At 67.6% G+C, this 19,400-nt stretch carries 21 protein-coding genes; 9 read left to right on the top strand and 12 right to left on the bottom strand.

All coding sequences use genetic code 11. From position 1 onward, the window contains the following. Positions 1 to 282 precede the first annotated feature (282 nt). The 5 genes from U4Z64_RS06835 to U4Z64_RS06815 all read left to right on the top strand — a co-directional run bounded on the left by U4Z64_RS06835 (position 283) and on the right by U4Z64_RS06815 (position 6,172). Positions 283 to 669, top strand: coding sequence for a DUF2946 domain-containing protein (locus U4Z64_RS06835; protein ID WP_321819522.1), 387 nt, complete (start codon positions 283 to 285; stop codon positions 667 to 669). Between the two features lie 111 nt (positions 670 to 780). After that, positions 781 to 1,713, top strand: coding sequence for a hypothetical protein (locus U4Z64_RS06830; protein WP_044847983.1), 933 nt, complete (start codon positions 781 to 783; stop codon positions 1,711 to 1,713). Next, the gene (locus U4Z64_RS06825; protein WP_321819521.1) at positions 1,713 to 2,090 is read left to right on the top strand and encodes a copper resistance protein CopC; all 378 of its coding nucleotides are present in this window, start codon (positions 1,713 to 1,715) and stop codon (positions 2,088 to 2,090) included. The genes U4Z64_RS06830 and U4Z64_RS06825 overlap by 1 nt, the downstream gene beginning before the upstream one ends. A gap of 169 nt (positions 2,091 to 2,259) precedes the next feature. Continuing rightward, positions 2,260 to 4,917: a DNA mismatch repair protein MutS gene (gene mutS / locus U4Z64_RS06820; protein ID WP_321801144.1), complete on the top strand. Its 2,658-nt coding sequence runs from the start codon at positions 2,260 to 2,262 to the stop codon at positions 4,915 to 4,917. Next, positions 4,898 to 6,172, top strand: a complete 1,275-nt coding sequence (locus U4Z64_RS06815; RefSeq protein WP_321819520.1) for a hypothetical protein — start codon at positions 4,898 to 4,900, stop codon at positions 6,170 to 6,172. Before mutS ends, U4Z64_RS06815 begins: the two co-directional genes overlap by 20 nt. Here U4Z64_RS06815 and U4Z64_RS06810 read toward each other — a convergent pair. Continuing rightward, positions 6,152 to 6,694: an FKBP-type peptidyl-prolyl cis-trans isomerase gene (locus tag U4Z64_RS06810; RefSeq protein ID WP_044847987.1), complete on the bottom strand. Its 543-nt coding sequence runs from the start codon at positions 6,692 to 6,694 to the stop codon at positions 6,152 to 6,154. The genes U4Z64_RS06815 and U4Z64_RS06810 overlap by 21 nt on opposite strands. A 32-nt stretch (positions 6,695 to 6,726) precedes the next feature. On the opposite strand from U4Z64_RS06810, the gene U4Z64_RS06805 reads away from it, so the two are divergent. Together U4Z64_RS06805 and U4Z64_RS37585 are read left to right on the top strand one after the other, a co-directional pair. Further along, positions 6,727 to 7,947 carry a cupin domain-containing protein gene (locus tag U4Z64_RS06805; RefSeq protein WP_321819519.1) on the top strand — a complete coding sequence of 407 codons (1,221 nt, stop codon included), beginning with the start codon at positions 6,727 to 6,729 and terminating at the stop codon, positions 7,945 to 7,947. Between the two features lie 54 nt (positions 7,948 to 8,001). Beyond that, the gene (locus U4Z64_RS37585; protein WP_011657350.1) at positions 8,002 to 8,247 is read left to right on the top strand and encodes a hypothetical protein; all 246 of its coding nucleotides are present in this window, start codon (positions 8,002 to 8,004) and stop codon (positions 8,245 to 8,247) included. A gap of 20 nt (positions 8,248 to 8,267) precedes the next feature. Here U4Z64_RS37585 and U4Z64_RS06800 read toward each other — a convergent pair whose 3' ends face one another. The 11 genes from U4Z64_RS06800 to U4Z64_RS06750 form a co-directional block, all read right to left on the bottom strand. Beyond that, positions 8,268 to 8,450, bottom strand: coding sequence for a hypothetical protein (locus U4Z64_RS06800; protein WP_185500420.1), 183 nt, complete (start codon positions 8,448 to 8,450; stop codon positions 8,268 to 8,270). A 122-nt stretch (positions 8,451 to 8,572) separates the two neighbouring features. Then, the gene (locus U4Z64_RS06795) at positions 8,573 to 9,349 is read right to left on the bottom strand and encodes an MBL fold metallo-hydrolase (protein WP_321819518.1); all 777 of its coding nucleotides are present in this window, start codon (positions 9,347 to 9,349) and stop codon (positions 8,573 to 8,575) included. Positions 9,350 to 9,353: 4 nt separating this feature from the next. After that, a complete protein-coding gene (gene bamC, locus U4Z64_RS06790) occupies positions 9,354 to 10,499 on the bottom strand; it encodes an outer membrane protein assembly factor BamC (protein WP_044847990.1) in 1,146 nt (381 codons plus the stop codon). Positions 10,500 to 10,610: 111 nt separating this feature from the next. Then, positions 10,611 to 11,516, bottom strand: a complete 906-nt coding sequence (gene dapA, locus U4Z64_RS06785) for a 4-hydroxy-tetrahydrodipicolinate synthase (protein ID WP_044847991.1) — start codon at positions 11,514 to 11,516, stop codon at positions 10,611 to 10,613. A gap of 47 nt (positions 11,517 to 11,563) precedes the next feature. After that, on the bottom strand, positions 11,564 to 12,166 hold the full coding sequence (locus U4Z64_RS06780) for a class I SAM-dependent methyltransferase (RefSeq protein ID WP_321819517.1): 603 nt from the start codon (positions 12,164 to 12,166) through the stop codon (positions 11,564 to 11,566). Positions 12,167 to 12,175: 9 nt separating this feature from the next. After that, a complete protein-coding gene (locus U4Z64_RS06775) occupies positions 12,176 to 13,378 on the bottom strand; it encodes a tryptophan--tRNA ligase (protein ID WP_044847993.1) in 1,203 nt (400 codons plus the stop codon). Between the two features lie 8 nt (positions 13,379 to 13,386). Then, a complete protein-coding gene (locus tag U4Z64_RS06770) occupies positions 13,387 to 14,049 on the bottom strand; it encodes a site-2 protease family protein (protein WP_044847994.1) in 663 nt (220 codons plus the stop codon). 45 nt (positions 14,050 to 14,094) lie between these two features. Next, the gene (locus U4Z64_RS06765; RefSeq protein WP_124522131.1) at positions 14,095 to 14,727 is read right to left on the bottom strand and encodes an L-threonylcarbamoyladenylate synthase; all 633 of its coding nucleotides are present in this window, start codon (positions 14,725 to 14,727) and stop codon (positions 14,095 to 14,097) included. Between the two features lie 79 nt (positions 14,728 to 14,806). Beyond that, complete coding sequence (locus U4Z64_RS06760) at positions 14,807 to 15,637, bottom strand: 3',5'-nucleoside bisphosphate phosphatase (RefSeq protein WP_044847996.1); 831 nt, start codon at positions 15,635 to 15,637, stop codon at positions 14,807 to 14,809. An 82-nt stretch (positions 15,638 to 15,719) separates the two neighbouring features. Further along, positions 15,720 to 16,610, bottom strand: coding sequence for an alpha/beta hydrolase (locus U4Z64_RS06755; protein WP_321819516.1), 891 nt, complete (start codon positions 16,608 to 16,610; stop codon positions 15,720 to 15,722). A 203-nt stretch (positions 16,611 to 16,813) separates the two neighbouring features. Beyond that, on the bottom strand, positions 16,814 to 17,671 hold the full coding sequence (locus U4Z64_RS06750) for a ferritin-like domain-containing protein (RefSeq protein WP_321819515.1): 858 nt from the start codon (positions 17,669 to 17,671) through the stop codon (positions 16,814 to 16,816). A gap of 143 nt (positions 17,672 to 17,814) precedes the next feature. Here U4Z64_RS06750 and U4Z64_RS06745 point away from each other — a divergent pair, with 143 nt between their 5' ends. Both U4Z64_RS06745 and hslO read left to right on the top strand, forming a co-directional pair. Beyond that, positions 17,815 to 18,339, top strand: coding sequence for a gamma carbonic anhydrase family protein (locus U4Z64_RS06745; protein WP_044848174.1), 525 nt, complete (start codon positions 17,815 to 17,817; stop codon positions 18,337 to 18,339). A gap of 25 nt (positions 18,340 to 18,364) precedes the next feature. Then, positions 18,365 to 19,315 carry an Hsp33 family molecular chaperone HslO gene (gene hslO, locus U4Z64_RS06740; RefSeq protein ID WP_044848175.1) on the top strand — a complete coding sequence of 317 codons (951 nt, stop codon included), beginning with the start codon at positions 18,365 to 18,367 and terminating at the stop codon, positions 19,313 to 19,315. The last annotated feature ends 85 nt before the right edge of the window (positions 19,316 to 19,400 follow it).

Here is a 19,400-nt window from a genome sequence, read left to right as displayed (position 1 = left end):
ACGTCACGCCGATGAAGGCAGCGGTACCTGCGCGTCATCCGACCAAGCATCGACCAAGCGATGAGGCCCGAGCCTACGCCATGAAACGCCTGCACCGGCCGCTCCCGCACCCGAAGCGGCCGGTCGCGTCTGGCGCAAACGAACGCCCGACATGCGTCAGAACAGACACGAAATTCCTCCCGTTGCGTATGCACGAGGCGGGAGATTACCCATCGGGGGCGGTCCGGCACGCATGCCATAATTTCGGCAACGCGCCTGCTGGTGCATGATTCCGCCAAGGTCATGTCAGCTCTGCTTCGCAGGAAGATCGGCAGCATTCTGGGATTGCTTGCGATCCTGCTGACGACGCTTGCGCCGACTGTGTCGCAGAGCCTGTCGTCCGAGCGAGCATTCGAGGCGGTATCCGGGTCGTTCTGTACAGTACGGAGCGAGGACGGTCCGGATGTCACCGCCCCCGACCGTTCATCGTTGCCCGGGAAGGCAGTTCACTGGCAGGCGTGCGCATATTGCGGGCTGCTTGCCGACATGCCGGTGTTACTGGGCGGAACCTCGGGATTCGTGCCGACGGACCGGGCCGCTCATCCGGCGTTGGCGCCCCTGTTGCAGGCACCCCGCAGCGCTTTCCGATTTACCGCGGCACAGCCGCGCGCCCCTCCGCTTTCATCCTGAATGAGTCAGCCAGCGGCGATGCTTGTGACATTGCATCGCCGGTGCTCGCGCGTCCTTTGTCTTTTGACGGACCCGCGAGCGCATCGACGCGATCTTCAGAACGAGGGGACCATGTACACCCAACCTGCACGCAATACCATGCCGGCGCTTGTAGCGTCCGTCATTCCAGCCGCATTTGCCGTCCTGCTGCTTTTACCGTCCGTTGCAACGGCTCACGCGATTGCCGGCAACCGCGTGTTTCCGGCGACCATGGCGGTCGACGATCCCGGCGTCGGGGACGAACTCAACCTCGAGTTCGGCCACCTCCAGTCCGACACGGATGACGGCGACAAGCAGAACAGCAACACGACGACACTCGAATGGGACAAGCTGATCACGTCCCGTTTCCAGCTATCCGTGACCGGCACGTACGTCAATCTCAATGCGCCCAATGACGGCTCGGCGCGCGGTTTCGACAACTGGCAGGTCGGTGCCAAATACCGCTTCTACGTCAACGAAAGGCATGAGCTCATGGCCTCCGTCGGCGCGACCGCGGAGCTGGGCGGAACGGGGGCGAGGTCGATCGCCGATCCGCACTCGGCGATCACGCCGACGCTGTACTTCGGCAAGGGCTTCGGCGACCTGCCAGACAGCCTGAAGTACCTGAAGCCGCTGGCGATCACGGGCACCGTCGGCCCCCGCTTGGCATTGAACCGTGCCGATCCGAATTCGTTGAACTGGGGCGTCACCGTGCAATACAGCCTGCCCTATCTGCAGCACTTCGTGCGCGACGTGGGCCTCAAGGCGCCGTTCGACAGCCTGATCCCGGTCGTCGAGTTGCCGATGAGCACGTGCACCGCCAGTCCGTGTTCGGGCCATACGACCGGAACGATCAACCCCGGCGCGTTGTGGCTGAATCGCTGGGGCCAGCTCGGCATCGAGGCGCAGATCCCGGTCAATCACGCGAGCGGAACGGGCGTGGGCATCCTGTTGCAAGTGCATCTTTATCTCGATGACATCCTGCCCCGCTCGATCGGCAAGCCGCTGTTCGGCAACGGAGAATAATGATGCGCAGATTCGACCGATTTCATTCCGGCGCATGCGCAGCTGCCTTCGCGACGGGCATCCTGACCGCGTCGACGGCATTCGCCCATGTGTTTCCGCAGAAACAATCGCCGTCCGCGGGCGCGGAAGTAGCGGCGCCGGCAGGCGTGACGATCATCTTCGACGGACCGCTCGAACCCGCATTCAGCTCGCTCAGCGTCAGCAATTCGGCGGGCAAACAGGTGAACACGGAAAAGGCGGAAGTCGACCCGAATGACACGAAGGCGATCCATGTGGCATTGCCGCCATCGCCACCCGGCACGTACACGGTGCACTGGGTGGCGGTCGCGTCGGACGGGCATCGCACGCACGGCGATTATTCGTTCAAGATCAGGTAGCGGATCCGGCGACGTCCAGCCGATTTCGGGTGCTTTGGACATCCGACCGTCCAAGCCGGCAGCGGCTCGTCGCGGCCGCCGGCAACTGGCCGAACGGCGAACTTCGCGCGTGCGCATGGAAGCGACTGGTAAACTCGGGCAACCAAAGCAACAACTTCCTGCCTGACCTATGACCACGCTGTCGCCCGAAGCCTTCGCCGGCCATACTCCGATGATGCAGCAGTACCTGCGCATCAAGGCCGATCACCCCGACACGCTCGTCTTCTACCGGATGGGCGACTTCTACGAGCTGTTCTTCGAGGATGCGGAGAAAGCCGCACGCCTGCTCGACCTGACCCTCACGCAACGCGGCGCCTCGGCCGGCACGCCGATCAAGATGGCCGGCGTCCCGCATCATGCGGTCGAACAGTATCTGGCGAAGCTCGTGAAAATGGGCGAATCGGTCGCGATCTGCGAGCAGATCGGCGACCCCGCCACGTCGAAGGGGCCGGTCGAGCGCAAGGTCGTGCGCGTCGTCACGCCCGGCACGCTGACCGACGCGGCACTGCTGTCCGACAAGAACGACGTCTACCTGCTCGCGATGTGCACGGGCCACAACAAGCGCGGCGTCGCGGTCAACATCGGCCTCGCGTGGCTGAACCTCGCGAGCGGCGCGCTGCGGCTCGCCGAGATCGAACCCGACCAGCTCGGCGCCGCGCTCGAACGCATCCGGCCGGCCGAAATCCTGACGGCGGACGGCGCGACCGACGCCGTGCCGGCGGGCGCCGGCGCGATCAAGCGCGTGCCGGCATGGCACTTCGATATCGCATCGGGCACGCAGCGCCTGTGCGACCAGCTCGACGTCGCGGGCCTCGACGGCTTCGGCGCGCATTCGCTGACGAGCGCATGCGGAGCCGCCGGCGCATTGCTGCTGTACGCAGCCGCGACACAGGGTCAGCAATTGCGTCACGTGCGCAGCCTGAAGGTCGAGAACGAAACCGAATACATCGGGCTCGATCCGGCGACGCGCCGCAACCTCGAGCTGACCGAAACGCTGCGCGGTACCGAATCGCCGACGCTGTACTCGCTGCTCGACACCTGCTGCACGACGATGGGCAGCCGCCTGCTGCGTCACTGGCTGCATCACCCGCCGCGCGCGTCGGTCGCCGCGCAGTCGCGCCAGCAAGCGATCGGCGCACTGCTCGACGCGCCCGCGAACGCGAGCCTCGACGCACTGCGCAGCGCGCTGCGCCAGATCGCCGACGTCGAACGGATCACCGGGCGGCTCGCGCTGCTGTCCGCGCGGCCGCGCGACCTGTCGAGCCTGCGCGACACGTTTGCCGCGCTGCCCGCGCTGCGCGAGCGCATCAGCGCGATCGTCGCGAACGCGGATGCGCTTGCCCGCGTCGACGCGGCGCTCGCGCCGCCCGCCGAATGCCTCGACCTGCTGACGAGCGCGATCGCCCCCGAGCCGGCCGCGATGGTGCGCGACGGCGGCGTGATCGCGCGCGGCTATGACGCGGAGCTCGACGAACTGCGCGACATCTCCGAGAACTGCGGGCAGTTCCTGATCGATCTCGAGGCGCGCGAGCGCACCCGCACGGGCATCGCGAACCTTCGCGTCGAATACAACAAGGTGCACGGCTTCTACATCGAGGTCACGCGCGGCCAGACCGACAAGGTGCCCGACGACTATCGCCGCCGCCAGACGCTGAAGAACGCCGAGCGCTACATCACGCCCGAACTGAAGACCTTCGAGGACAAGGCGCTGTCCGCGCAGGAACGCGCGCTGGCCCGCGAGCGCGCGCTGTACGACGGCGTGCTGCAGGCGCTGCTGCCGTTCATTCCGGAGTGCCAGCGCGTCGCGTCGGCGCTCGCGGAGCTCGACGTGCTCGCCGCGTTCGCCGAGCGCGCCCGCACGCTCGACTGGGTCGCGCCCGCCTTCACCGACGAAATCGGCATCGAGATCGAACAGGGTCGCCACCCGGTCGTCGAAGCGCAGGTCGAGCAGTTCATCGCGAACGACTGCCGGTTCGGCGCCGAGCGCAAGCTGCTGCTGATCACCGGCCCGAACATGGGCGGTAAGTCGACCTTCATGCGGCAGACGGCGCTGATCGCGCTGATGGCGTACGTCGGCAGCTACGTGCCCGCGAAATCGGCCTGCTTCGGCCCGATCGACCGGATCTTCACGCGCATCGGCGCGGCCGACGATCTCGCCGGCGGACGCTCCACCTTCATGGTCGAGATGACCGAAGCCGCCGCGATCCTGAACGACGCGACACCGCAGAGCCTCGTGCTGATGGACGAAATCGGCCGCGGCACGTCGACGTTCGACGGCCTCGCGCTCGCATGGGCCATCGCGCGTCACCTGCTCGCACAAAACGGCTGCTACACGCTGTTCGCGACGCACTACTTCGAGCTGACGCAGCTGCCGGCCGAATTCCCGCAAGCGGCCAACGTCCATCTGTCGGCCGTCGAGCACGGCCACGGCATCGTGTTCCTGCACGCGGTCAACGAAGGCCCGGCGAACCAGAGCTACGGGCTGCAGGTCGCGCAACTCGCGGGCGTGCCGGCGCCGGTGATCCGCGCCGCGCGCAAGCATCTCGCGTATCTCGAACAGCAGTCGGCCGCTCAGCACACGCCGCAACTCGACCTGTTCAGCGCGCCGCCCGCCGCGGCCGACGAACTCGCGTGCGCGGATGCGCCGGCGCCGGCCGACGTCCCGCATCCGGCACTCGAAAAGCTGCGCGACATCGATCCCGACGACCTCAAGCCGCGCGAGGCGCTCGACCTGCTGTACGAACTGCGCACGCTCGTCCGCTCGCACGATGCCGACGGGCACGCGTAAACGCCTCCTGTCGGGCCGGCCGGCCCGCGCCGCCGCAACCGCACTGGTCGCGGCGATGCTCGCGCTCGCCCAGGCGAGCGCGCTCGCGGCGCCGCCCAAGCGTGCCGCCGCTCCCTACTCGTTCGCGATCGTGTCGGGCGTCATCAACGCGCCGGCCGACGAGCCGGCCGCGCAGCGGCTGTTCGAATCGATCGCGCGCGAGCGCAATCTGGCCTTCGTCGTCTATGCGGGCGACCTCAAGGGTGCGAAGGAAGCGTGCCGCGACCCGCTGTACACGCAGCGCGGCGCGATCCTGGGCGCATCGCGCGTGCCGCTCGTGTTCATTCCCGGCCACGACGACTGGGTCACGTGCAACACCGCGGCCGGCGGCAGCTACGATCCGGTCGAACGCCTGGACTTCCTGCGCCAGACGCTGCTGGCGGACGCCGCGCTGCCCGACGCCGGCGCGCTGCAGATCACCCGCGAAAGTGAAGTCGCGCGGTTCCGGCCGTATCGCGAAAACGCGCGCTGGATGCATGACGACGTCGTCTACGTCGCGCTGAACGCACCGGCGCCGAACAATCACTATCTGACGGCCGGCGGCCGCAACGGTGAATTCGAGGACCGCATCGTCGCGAACGGCTTCTGGATCGACCACGCGGCCGAATACGCGAAGCGGCGCGAAGCGCGCGCCATGGTGGTGATGTTCGAAGGCGATCCGCAGTTCGATCGCTACGAGCGGACCGAACGCTTCGCGTGGTTGCGTTTCAACCGGCCGCGCGTGCGCGACGGCTTCCGTGAACTGAAACGAACGCTGGTGAAGGCGGCGGCGACATTCCGCGGCCCGATTCTGGTGATGCACGCGAGCAGCGAGCCGCTTGCGAATGGTTTCCTGATCGATCGCCCGCTGCATGCGGACGACGGTGTGCTGGTGGGAAATGTGACGCGTGTCGCGATCGGACCGCGTCAGCCGGCGAATCAGTGGGTGAAGGTCAACGTGTCGCCGGCCCGGCAGACGATCTTCAACGTGAGCCTGCAGGACGTGCCGAAGAATCTGCCGACCCCGCCCGCGCTGCCGGTCGTGCCGCGCGACGAGGTCCCGCTGCCGCAGATGCCGGAGATCCCGGCCTTGCCGGCCCTGCCCGACTCGTCGTCGGTCGCGCCGCCGCTGCAGGGCGACGGCGCGACGCCGGGCAGCGCCTCGTGGCCCGCGCCGCCCCCTGCCTCGGGGCCGGCGCCCGGCCTGCCCGCCAGTTCAGTGCAGGGTGCGCCCTGACGGTGCGTCGCCGTCCTCGTCTTCGTCCTCGTCGACGATTTCGAGGCCTTCCGCGCCGTGCGCGTGCTCATGCTCGATCTCGTCCTCGGTCGCTTCGCGAACGTCCTTGACCGTGAGCGCGAAACGCAGCGCCATGCCCGCGAGCGGGTGGTTGCCGTCGAGCACGACCTTGTCTTCGGCGATGTCGGTGACCGTGTAGATCAGCGAATCCACTTCCTCGTCGCCGTCTTCCGGCGTGCCTTCGAACTGCATGCCCACTTCGATCGGCTCGGGAAAACGATCGCGCGGCTCGATCTTCACGAGTTCGGGATCGTAGTCGCCGAACGCGTCCTGCGGCTCGAGCTGAACCTGCGCCTGGTAACCGGGCTCCTGGCCGTCGAGCTGTTCCTCGATCTTGGGGAACGTGCCATCATAGCCGCCGTGCAGATAAACCATCGGCTCGTCGCTTTCCTCGATCAGATTGCCTTGCGCATCCGACAGCTTGTAAGCGACCGACACGACGGTGTTTTTTGCGATTTTCATCCAATTCTCCCAAATACAAGTCTCATTATACGATGCGCAACCGGTCTCAAGCCGAACCGCGGGATGCCGCTCACGCCCCGCTCGGCGCGCCGCCTTCCGATCTTCCCACGCCGCTGCTCGGCGGCCTCACGCCGGCGCAATTCATGCGCCGCTACTGGCAGAAAAAGCCGCTGCTGATCCGCCAGGCGATCCCCGGCGTGAAGGCGCCTGTCACGCGCGACGCATTGTTCGAGCTGGCAGCCGACTATGACGCCGAATCGCGACTGATCACCCATTTTCGTAACAAGTGGCAACTTGCGCACGGCCCGTTCGAGCCGGGCGCGCTGCCGGCCATCTCGCGCAAATCCTGGTCCCTGCTCGTGCAGGGGCTCGACCTGCACGTCGATGCGGCGCGCGCGCTGCTCGACCGCTTCCGCTTCATCCCGGACGCGCGTCTCGACGACCTGATGATTTCGTACGCGACGGACGGCGGCGGCGTCGGCCCGCACTTCGACTCGTACGACGTATTCCTGCTGCAGGTCGAAGGCCGGCGCCGCTGGCGCATCGGTGCGCAGAAGGACCTGTCGCTGCAGCCGGACGTGCCGCTGAAGATCCTCGAGCATTTCGAGCCGAGCGACGAATGGGTGCTCGAGCCGGGCGACATGCTGTACCTGCCGCCGCACATCGCGCACGACGGCGTGGCCGAAGGCGAATGCATGACCTGCTCGATCGGCTTCCGGGCGCCGTCCGCCGGGGAGTTGGGCGCGCAATTCCTGTACTACCTCGCGGAACGCGGCGGCCTGCGCGACGAGCGCGGCGACGCGCTCTACCGCGACCCCAAGCAGCCGGCGGTCGACACCCCCGCGCAACTGCCGCCGGCGATGGTCGAGCGCGTCGCCGAGATCGTCGAGGCGATCCGCTGGCGCAAGCGCGACGTCGCCGAATTCCTCGGCTGCTACCTGAGCGAGCCCAAATCGAACGTCGTATTCGAGCCGCCGGCGCGGCCGCTGTCCGAGGCCGCGTTCGTCGCGCAGGCGTCGCGCCGGGGCGTGCATCTCGACAGACGCGCCGCATTGATGTATAACGCGCGATCGTACTTCATTAATGGCGAGGAACAACCGCTCGAGCAAGCCGGCGAATGGCTGCCCGAACTGGCCAATCTCCGCCACATGGAGGCGAAACGGTTTGTAACACTATCCCGGGCTCCCTCGATGACAGCCTTGCTGCACGAATGGTATTGTGCGGGCTGGCTGCGGGTCGGATACCGGATTTAGTGGGCCGCCCCGTATGCCCGTGCAGATCAAATTCTGTATGGGAAAGACAACGTATTGACCCCGCATTTGTCGACGGTCGATAGGAAAGTGCATATAATTTCCGCCCAAGCCGTAGGGAAGATTCACGCTCTAGAAGTGCGTCTCCACCAGCGGCCCAGGTCGGTGTTGGAGCACATTACCGGTATTGTTTCGCGCTGTTGCTTACCTTTAACCATAAAAGGACGTGATCATGAAGAAATCCCTCCTCGTAGCTTCCCTGTTGGCTGCTGTTGCACTGGCTGCTTGCAACAAGAGCGCTGATCAAGCTGCTTCGTCGGCTGCTAGCGACGCATCGGCTGCTGCTTCGTCGGCTGCTTCGGCAGTTGCTGGTGCTGCGAGCGACGCTTCGGCTGCTGCTTCGTCGGCAACGGCTGCTGCGAGCGACGCAGCTGCTGCTGTGGCGTCGGCTGCTTCGGCAGCGACGGCTGCTCCGGCTTCGGGCGCAAGCCAGTAAGCCTCAGCATCAGCTGAAAAAAAACCGGCCCTTCGGGCCGGTTTTTTTACGTCTGTCGGTTCCGCGCATCGCACCCGGCAGGCAAGCAGGCCAAGCCGCCGCCCGCCCCTTCCCGCGCCGCTCTGCGCCCGCTCAACCGAGCGTCAGCCAGTTGAAGCCCGCGTCCTGCGTGGCCACGACCACGTCCTCCCCGTCCGTTCCCAGCACGCCGGCAAACGCCTGGCGGGCCAATTCGGGCCGGTTGTTCTGCTGGCTCAGGTGCGCCGCGACCAGATGCTGGAGGCGACTGCGTTCGAGCGATGCGAGGATGCCGGCGGCGGCATCGTTGCTCAGGTGGCCATGATTGCCGCCGATCCGCGCCTTCAGCGACTGCGGATAGCGGCTCCCGGCGAGCATCGCGGTATCGTGGTTGGATTCGAGCACCAGCGCGTCACAGCCGCTCAGGACGGTCGTGATGTGCGGCGTGGCCATGCCGACGTCGGTCAGCACGCCGAGCCGGCGGCAGCCGTCCATGAAGACGAACTGGAGCGGTTCCCGCGCGTCGTGGGGCACCGTATAGGGCATCACGGCCAGATCGCGTATCGCGGCCGTCTCGTCGCCCCACAACACGTGGAGATCGACATCGGCCTCGTCCGCGCCCACTGCGCGCGCCGTGCCCCAGCTCATGTAGAGCGGCAGCGACCCGCGCCGCGCGAGCGTCAGCGCGCTGCCGACGTGGTCGCTGTGTTCGTGGGTGATGAGGATCGCATCGAGATCGTCGATGCCGAGATTCAGGCGGCCGAGGCGGCGCTCGACCTCCTTCGCAGAAAAACCGCAGTCGAGCAGCACGCGGGTGGTCGTCGTGCCGCTCGACACCTCGACGACCAGCGCGTTGCCTTCGCTGCCGCTACCAAGGCTGGCGAAGCGCACGCGGTCAGTTCAGCTGGGCCTGCAGCAGCGAAATGAGCCGCTGCGCGTCCGACGAGTTGTCGACCTGGCCGTTCGCGTCGACCACCGCGACCTGCGTACCGCCATTGCCCTGCGCGCGCACGTTGACCAGGTATTCCTTGCCCGGCTTGGCCGCCGACGGGCCGCCGTAGAACAGCTTGCCGAACAGCCCGTCGCGCTTCAGCTCTTCCATCGTGTTCGCGTAGCGGACGGTGTACAGGCCCTTCTCGCGGTCACGATTGTCGACCGCGAAGTTGGTGCGGTCGAGCGCGAGACCGACGCGCAGCCACGCACGGTCGAACGATTCCGCCAGCTGCAGCGTCGCGGCGCCGCCGCTCGTGTCTGCGACCTTCGCCGGCGCCGTCGCGGGACGCGCATCGGTCAGCAGCTGCTTCGCCTGCGCGTCGCTCAGGCCGAACTTCTGCATCAGCTTCGACAGGAACACGGCTTCGAGCACCGGGTTGCGCGGACGCTCTTCCCAGCGCGACGACGTGCCGCCCTGCGGACCGACCATCATTTCCTCCATCGCGCTGTGCGTGATCGAGATGTCGGTGTTGCCGTCCGGCGTGCGGTTCACGAGCGTGCGGAAACGGTCGCGCGTGCCCGACGAGTATGCGAAGTCGATGACCTTGCCGATCGTGCGGCGGAACCAGTCGTCGGGAATGTTCGCGCGGTTCTCGGCCCAGTCGGTGGCCATGATGCCGGTCGATGGTGCGTCGGTCTTCAGCGAGAAGCCGTTTTCCTGCCAGAACTCCTTCAGGATCGGCCACAGCTGCTCGGGCGTGCGCCCGTCCACGACGAGCCAGCGGCGATCGCCGTCGCGCTCGATATGCATGCCGAGCGGATCCTGCGCGCTCGGGACGCCGTCGGTCGCGTTGCCCGAGGCCGTGGTCGCCCGCGGCGGCAGCGTGCCGAGACCGGCGTTGCTCGGCGGCGCGACGAACTGCTGGGTCGTCGGCACCGGCTTCAGGTCGCTCGGCACCGCGAGCGGCGGCGCCGAACCCGTGTTCTTGTAGTTGACCCGGTCAGGAGCCAGATAATCGTTCAGCGTATCGCAGCCGGCGAGCGCGCCCAGCGCCAGCGCCACCACCGAAACCTGGATGGCGCGAGAGGAAAAGGCGAAACGTTTCATGAAATCCTTCGTCTTGCTAGAACGCTCGTCAGGAGCGGCGCCGGACGGAGCCGGCCGGTGCGGGTTGATGAGGGGTCGAGCCGGCGGCCGCAGGACGCGGCCGCCTGAGCCTCAGGCGAGGACGCCGGCCTCGACGAGGGCCGAACGTACGACATCGTGGCAGCGCTCGTCGAGCGGCGTAAGCGGCAGGCGGATGCCGCCCTGCATCTTGCCCATCGCCTGCAGCGCCCACTTCACCGGAATCGGGTTTGCCTCGATGAACAGGTTCTTGTGCAGCGACAGCAGCTTCATGTGCAGCTCGCGCGCCGTTGCGACGTCGCCGGCCAGCGCTGCACGGCACAGGTCGCTCATCGCGCGCGGCGCGACGTTCGCCGTCACCGAGATGTTGCCGTGGCCGCCGAGCAGCATCAGCGCGATCGCGGTCGGATCGTCGCCGCTGTAGATCGCGAAATGCTTCGGCGCGGCCTTGATCAGGTGCGCGGCGCGATCGATGTTGCCGGTCGCTTCCTTCACGCCGATGATGCCCGGCACCTGCGCGAGGCGCAGCGTCGTCTCGTGCGCCATGTCCGCGACGGTGCGGCCCGGCACGTTGTACAGGATCACCGGCAGGTCGACCGCTTCGGCGATCGCCTTGAAGTGCCGGTACATCCCTTCCTGCGTGGGCTTGTTGTAGTACGGCACGACCTGCAGCGTCGCGTCGGCGCCGACGGCCTTCGCGTGCTTCGTCAGTTCGATCGCCTCGGCGGTCGAATTGCCGCCTGCGCCCGCGATGATCGGGATGCGCTTCGCCGCATGCTCGACCGCCGTGCGGATCATCAGGATGTGCTCTTCGACGTTGAGCGTTGCCGACTCGCCGCTCGTGCCGACCACGACGAGTGCGTCGGTGCCTTCCGCGATGTGCCAGTCGATCAGTTTGCGAAACGCCGGCAGGTCGAGACTGCCGTCTTCGAGCATCGGGGTGACGATCGCGGGGATGCTGCCGCGGATTTGAATGCCGTCTTGGGTGCCGTTAGCCATGAAACGCGATTGATTGATGTACCGGTAAACGTTGAGATTGTAGCGGATTAGCCGGGCAGTTCGTAACGTGGAATTCCCGCCCCCGCCGTCGGGGTCGCGCCCTCGCGTACCGCGCAGATGCGCTGCACGAACGCCTCGCGCGGCGCGGCGACGAATCCGTCCTCGTACGCGACCACCCGCAGGCGGCCGCGCACCGCGTCCAGCAACTCGCCCGGGGCGAGCAGGAACGCGGGATTGGACGGTTTGCCGACCGTTTCGTTTCCTTGCGCGAAGGTTTCGTAGATCAGCACGCCGCCCGGCGCCACCGCATCGAGCAGATGGGGCCAGAGCGGACGATGCAAATAATGGGTGACGAGCACCGCCGCGAACGACGCGCCGGCCGGCAGCGGCCAGGGCGCGCCCTCGAGATCGGCGTCGTGCGCGTCGACGCCGGGAATCGCGCGCAATGCGGCCAGCGCGGCCGGATCGCGGTCGAGCGCGACGACCGGATGCCCGTGCGACGCAAACCAGCGCGCATGGCGGCCGCCGCCCGCGGCGACGTCGAGCACCGCGCCGCCCGCCGGGACGAGCCGCGACCACCGGCTGACCCAGCGCGACGGCTCGGTCTGGGCGACGTGGCCGCCCGCGGCGGCAATGACGGGTTCGCGCATGCCGTCAGGTCAGGTGTACGACAGGCCCATCGCCTCGCGCACGTCGCGCATCGTCTCGACCGCGTGCTTGCGCGCCTTGTCGCAGCCGTCCGCGACGATCGCGCGCAGCAGCGACGGATCGTCCATGTACTTCTGTGCGCGCTCGAGCATCGGCTGCTGTTCGCGCAGGATCCCTTCGACGACCGGCTGCTTGCAGTCGAGGCAGCCGATACCCGCCGAGCGGCAGCCGCTCTGCACCCACTGGTGCGTCGCTTCGTCCGTATAGACCTGATGCAGCTGCCACACCGGGCACTTGTCGGGATCGCCCGGATCGGTGCGGCGCACGCGCGCCGGATCGGTCGGCATCGTGCGGACCTTCTTCGTGATCGTCTCCGCATCCTCGCGCAGGCCGATCGTGTTGCCGTACGACTTCGACATCTTCTGGCCGTCGAGGCCCGGCATGCGCGACGCTTCGGTCAAAAGCGCCTGCGGCTCGACCAGGATGATCTTGCGCGCGCCTTCGAGATAGCCGAACAGGCGCTCGCGGTCGCTCATCGACAGGCTCTGCGACTCCTGCAGCATCGCGCGCGCCTGTTCGAGCGCCTCGTCGTCGCCCTCCTGCTGGTACGCATTGCGCAGCTCGTGATAGAGCTTCGCGCGCTTGCCGCCGAGCTTCTTCGCGGCCTCGAGCGCCTTCTCCTCGAAGCCCGGCTCGCGGCCGTACAGGTAGTTGAAGCGGCGCGCGATCTCGCGCGTCATCTCGACGTGCGGCACCTGGTCTTCACCGACCGGCACGAGCGAGCCGCGATACAGCAGGATGTCGGCCGCCATCAGCACCGGGTAGCCGAGGAAGCCGTAGGTCGACAGGTCCTTGTCCTTCAGCTTCTCCATCTGCTCCTTGTAGGTCGGCACGCGTTCGAGCCAGCCGAGCGGCGTGCTCATGCCGAGCAGCAACGCGAGCTCCGCATGCTCGGGCACCTTGCTCTGGATGAACAGCGTCGCCTGCGCCGGATCGATGCCGGACGCGAGCCAGTCGATCAGCACGTCCCACACGTTCTTCTCGATGACCTCGGGCGTTTCGTAGTGCGTCGTCAGCGCATGCCAGTCGACCACGCAGAAGAAGCACGGGTACTCGGACTGCAGCTTCACCCAGTTTTTCAGCACGCCGTGGTAGTGGCCGAGGTGCAGCGACCCGGTGGGTCGCATGCCGGAGAAAATACGATCTGGGAACATGATTGTCGTTAGAAAAGCGAGGCGAAGGGAGACAGGATGGCGCTCAGCACGCCGGCCGCGGCGTTCACGAGCGGGCGCAGCCAGAAATTCGTCAGCACGCCCGTCGTGACCAGCACGAGGACGATGATGAAACCGTACGGCTCGATGCGCGACAGCGCGATCGATTGCTTCGGCGGCAGCAGTGCCGCGAGGATGCGGCCGCCGTCGAGCGGCGGCAGCGGAAACAGGTTCAGCACGCCGAGCACCAGGTTCGCGCTGACGCCCGCATAGGCCATCCGCGTGAAGAACGGCTCGTCGATGCCGGCCGCGGGCAGCACGATGGTCAGCACGCCCCAGACCAGCGCCTGCACGAAGTTGCAGGCCGGACCCGCGAGCGCCACCCAAAGGCTGCCCCAGCGCGGATCGCGCAGGTTGCCGAACGATACCGGCACCGGCTTCGCATAGCCGAACAGGAAAGCGCCGCCGGTCAGGAAATACATCACGAGCGGAATCGCGATCGTGCCGAGCGGATCGATGTGGCGCATCGGGTTGAACGACACGCGCCCCATCATGTAGGCGGTGTTGTCGCCGAGCAGGCGCGCGGCATAGCCGTGCGCAGCCTCGTGCAGCGTGATCGCGAAGATCACGGGCAGCGCGTAGACGGCGATGGTCTGAATCAGGGAAGCGTCCATATCGCGTTATTGTAACAAGCGCACTCGCGCAAAAATGAATGGCGCTTACGCGGCCGACAGCCCGAACGGTTCGAGCGCGCCGCGTCCCGCACGCACGAGCTGCGGCGCGTCGCCCGTCAGGTCGATCACGGTCGACGGCTCGCGCGGACACGCGCCGCCGTCGATCACGAGATCGACCTGCTTCTCGAGCCGCGCGCGGATGTCGTCGGGATCGTTCAGCGGCTCGTCGTCCGGCGGCAGGATCAGCGTCGTGCCGAGCAGCGGCTGGCCCAGCGACTCGAGCAGCGCGAGCGTGATCGCGTGATCGGGCACGCGCAGCCCGATCGTCTTGCGCGACGGATGCGACAGCCGGCGCGGCACTTCCTTGGTTGCCTGCAGGATGAACACGTACGGGCCCGGCGTCACCGACTTGATCTGCCGGTACTGACGGTTGTCCACCATCGCGAAGTTGGCCAGTTCCGACAGGTCGCGCACGAGCAGCGACAGGTGCTGCTTCTCGTCGAGGCCGCGGATGCGGCGCACGCGCTCGACCGCGTCCTTGTCGTCGAGGTGGCACGCGAGCGCGTAGCTCGAATCGGTCGGCATTGCGATCACGCCGCCCTTGCTGACGATGTCCGCGGCCTGCTTGATCAGGCGCGGCTGCGGATTATCCGGATGAATCCTGAAGAACTGGGACATGGGGACACGTAAAGAGGGAGAAGTCGGATGCGCGCCTCGCCGGCAGCGCGAACGGCGAACGGCAAGCGGCCGCGACGCGTCAGAGCCAGCGCTCCCAGACCGGTTTCAGGTCGGGCGGCAACGGCGGCAGGCTGCCGAGTTCGACGCGGCCTTCGCCCGGCGCATGGAAATCCGAACCGCGCGACACCTCGAAGCCGAAGCGGCGCGCGACGTCCGCGTATTCGCGGTATTGGTCGGGCGTGTGGCTGCCCGTGATGACCTCGATCGCCCGGCCGCCGAGATCGATGAATTCGCCGAAGAATGCGTCGAATTCGACCGGCGTATAGCGGTAGCGGCCCGGGTGTGCGACCACGGCCTCCCCGCCCGCCGCGCGAATCCATGCGACGGCGTCGGACAGCGTCGCCCAGCGGTGCGGAACGAACCCCGGCTTGCCGTCGCCGAGCAGGCGGTCGAACACGTCGGACGTCGATGCGGCATGGCCGTTCTCGACCAGGAAACGCGCGAAGTGGGTGCGCGAGATCAAGTCGGGATTCGACACGTACTTCAGCGCGCCTTCGTACGCGCCGGGGATGCCGAGCGTCTCGAGCTGCGCGGCGATCGCCTTCGCGCGGGCCGCACGGCCGTGGCGCGTGCGGTACAGGCCGTCGACGAGCGTCGGGTTCGACGGATCGATGTGCAGCCCGACGATGTGCACGGTGCGCGACGCCCACGTGACCGAAATCTCGACGCCGCTCAGATAGCGCATGCCGAGCGCTTCCGCCTCGCTGCGCGCCGCCGCCTGGCCGCCGATCTCGTCGTGGTCGGTCAGCGCCCACAGGGTCACGCCGCCGGCATGGGCGCGGCGCGCGACGTCGGCAGGCGACAGCAACCCGTCGGAAACATTCGAATGGCAGTGGAGATCAGCGTTCATTGTCGGTATGGCAGGTGAAGCTTCATTCTACTGCAATGCGGCAAATGCGCCGCCCGCCTGCCCCGCCGCGGCCGCCGCCGGCCTATGCGCAGAACGCCTCGATCAGCGCCGCGACCTGCTCCGGCTGGTCGTGATGGACCATGTGGCCGGCATCCTCGACGAGCTTTTCGCGCCAGTCGGGGAACGCGCCGAAGCGCGCCTTGAACTCGGCCAGCGGGATGTCGCCCGCGATGTAGGCGAGCGTCGGCGAATTGACGGCCTCGACGTGCAGCACCTTCGCGCGCACCTGCTTCCAGACGGCCATCACCTCGTCGAGCCGGTACAGCTGCGGGCCCGCCATCTTGTGCGCGGGGTCGGCCAGCAGGTGATACAGGCCGTCGTCGCCGCGCTTCGACCAGTGCGCGGCGAGGAACGCCGCGCGGCCCGGATCGAGCCGCGGATTGGTCTTGGTCAGCCGGGCCGCGACGTCGTCGAGCGACGCGTACGGGCGCAGCACCGGTGGCGCGCGCAGCTCGTCGAGCCAGCCGCGCAGCCGGCGCGGCGCCTGCTCGGCCCGCGCGGGGGCGAGCCCGAACCCTTCGAGGTCGACCACGCGCCGCACGCGCTCCGGCCGCGCGCCCGCGTACAGGCACACGACGTTCGCCCCCATGCTGTGCCCGACCAGGTTGACTTCGCCGGTCGGCGCATAGTGATCGACCAGCGCGTCGAGATCGCCCAGGTACTCGTGGAACCAGTAATGACCGCCGCCCTGCCGCGCGACCGGCCAGTCGGACAGGCCGAAGCCGCGCGCATCCGGCGCGATCACCTGCCAGTCGCCCGCGAGCGCGTCGACGACGAACTGGAACGACGCCGCGACGTCCATCCAGCCGTGCAGCATGAACAGCGTCGGCGCATCGGGCCGGCCCCAGCGCCGCACATGCAGCTTGACGCCGCGGACGGTGACGAAATCGGAAACAGAACTCGAGGCATTCATTGCAGCCGCCAAAAAAAAGAATGATCGTTCGATTATAGCGATGGCACTTCCGTTCCGGCGCGCGGCAGTCGAGGCAGCGCTCTAGCGACGGTGAGCCGACGGTACGTGGATCCAGTTGCCGCGGAAATGCCGCCGAGCGGCCCGTGTGGCCAGCCGGCGGCAGCGTTCGCCCGCCCGTCGGGAGCCGCCAGCGCCCGGTCGTCCTAACCCGCCGCCGTGCCGTCCACGGCGTCCTGCGCGGCGAGTTCGTCCAGCTCCGCCTGCTCGAATCCCGCGGTACGGCGCGCGTCGAAATTGAACGGACCGCGCAGCCGCGGCGCATGGTACTGCTCGGCAAGCTCGCGGTAGGTGGGAACCGGATCGCGGCCGGCGGCGCCGCACAAGTGCCGGAACCAGCGGTTCCCGATCGCGACATGGCCGATTTCGTCGCGCAGGATCACGTCGAGGATCGCCGCGGACGCGTCGTCGCCCGCCTGCAAGAGCCGCGCACGGATCGGCGGCGACGCGTCGAGCCCGCGCGCCTCGAGGGTGCGCGGCACGAGCGCCATCCGCGCGAGCACATCGGCCTTGGTCCGCTCGCACATCTCCCATAGCCCGTTGTGCGCGGGGAAATCGCCGTACGCATGCCCGAACCCGGCCAGCCGGTCGGACAGCAGCGTGAAGTGATAGGCCTCCTCGGCCGCGACCTTCAGCCAGTCCGCGTAGAACGCGTCGGGCATGCCGGCGAAGCGCCACACGGCGTCGAGCGCGAGGTTGATCGCGTTGAATTCGATATGCGCGAGCGCGTGCAGCAACACCGCGCGCCCGGCGGGCGAGCGCATGCTGCGGCGCTCGAGCTGGCGCGGCTCGACGAGCGGCGGGCGCGCCGGACGGCCGGGCAGGTCGGCCGGCTCGTCCAGGCCGAGCGCCGGCGCGATCGCGGCCTGTCCGACGAGCAGCGCGTCATACAGCGCACGGACCTGCGCGGCCTTCGCGGCCGGCTCGGCGATCCGCAGCGCGTCGAGTGCGGCGCGGCGCACGCAACGCGGCGCCGCGGTAAGGGAAGAAGGCTGCATGCTCATCAAACGGGGCACCATCCGCACGCATCGCGGGAGCGCACGCACGCGACGGTTTACAATAAGCGTTTGTGCCGTCACGCAACGCGCCCGGCACGCCAGACGCGCCATTCTACCGGCGCCCATCATCGAAGAGACCAGGAGACTCCGTGACGATCTACAAACTGGGCGAGACGGCCCCGACGATCCACGAAAGCGTATTCGTCGCCGATACGGCGGCCATCATCGGCAAGGTCGTGCTCGAGGAAAACGCGAGCGTCTGGTTCGGCGCGACGATTCGCGGCGACAACGAGACGATCACGGTCGGCACCGGCAGCAATGTCCAGGAAGGCGCGGTCCTGCATACGGACCCGGGCTTTCCGCTGACGATTGCCGAAAACGTGACGATCGGGCACCAGGCGATGCTGCACGGGTGCACGATCGGCGAGGGTTCGCTGGTCGGGATTCAGGCGGTGGTCTTGAATGGAGCGGTGATCGGCCGCAACTGTCTGGTCGGTGCCGGCGCGGTCGTGACGGAAGGCAAGACGTTCCCGGACAATTCGCTGATTCTCGGCGCCCCGGCGAAAGTCGTGCGCGAGCTGTCGGCAGACGACATCGCGCGGCTGCGCGCAAATGCGAAGACGTACGTCGAGCGGCGTGCGCATTTCAAGGAGCAACTCGTGCGGATCGGCTGATTCGCGCGGATTTCAAGGAAGAAGAGTGAGCGACCAGTTACAGAAATTCATGTTCAATTCGGCACCCGTGCGCGGCGAGATCGTGTCGCTGCGCAACACGTGGCAAGAGGTGCTTTCCCGCCGTGACTACCCTGCCCCGGTGCGCACGGTGCTCGGCGAGATGATGGCCGCGTGTGCGCTGCTGTCGGCGAACCTGAAATTTCACGGCACCCTGATCATGCAGATCTTCGGCGACGGACCGGTCCAGATGCTGGTCGTCCAGTGCGGCTCGGACCTGTCGATGCGCGCCACGGCCAAGTTCGCCGGCGACGCGGCGCAGACGATCGGCGACGACATGCAGTTCGCGTCGCTCGTCAACGCGAGCGGTCACGGCCGCTGCGTGATCACGCTCGACCCGGCCGAGAAGCTGCCGGGCCAGCAGCCGTACCAGGGCATCGTGCCGCTGAACGGCGTCGACGGCCCGCTCGAATCGGTGTCGCAGGTGCTCGAGCACTACATGCACCACTCGGAGCAGCTCGACACGCGGCTGTGGCTCGCGGCCGATCGCGACCGCGCGGTCGGCATGCTGCTGCAGAAGCTGCCGGGCGACGGCGGCATCGTGCCGCGCAACGCCGAGACCGACGCCGACACGTGGGAGCGCGTCTGCACGCTCGGCGGCACGCTGTCCGCCAAGGAACTGCTCGAGGTCGAACCGGAAGTCGTGTTCCGCCGGCTGTTCTGGCAGGAAAACGTGCAGCACTTCGACCCGGCCGGGACGCGTTTCCAGTGCTCGTGCTCCCGCGAGAAGGTCGGCGCGATGCTGCGCATGCTCGGCCGCGACGAAGTCGACAGCGTGATCGTCGAGCGCGGTCACGTCGAGATCCACTGCGAGTTCTGCAACCAGCGCTACGAATTCGATCCCGTCGACGTCGCGCAGTTGTTCGCCGCGCCGGAACTCGCGACCGGCATCACGCCCGCGACCGAGCAGCGTCACTGAGCGCGCCGCGCGTCCGTGCCCGCGATGCGGGCGCGGGCGCATAATGACGCACGAGCGTCGCCCGTACGGCTCACGCGCCGCAGGT

The sequence above is a fragment of the Burkholderia sp. BCC1996 genome (assembly GCF_905339955.1).
Lineage (GTDB): Bacteria > Pseudomonadota > Gammaproteobacteria > Burkholderiales > Burkholderiaceae > Burkholderia.
The sequence above is the reverse complement of the archived record's forward strand: the minus strand, read 5'-3'. Positions and strand labels throughout refer to the sequence as shown.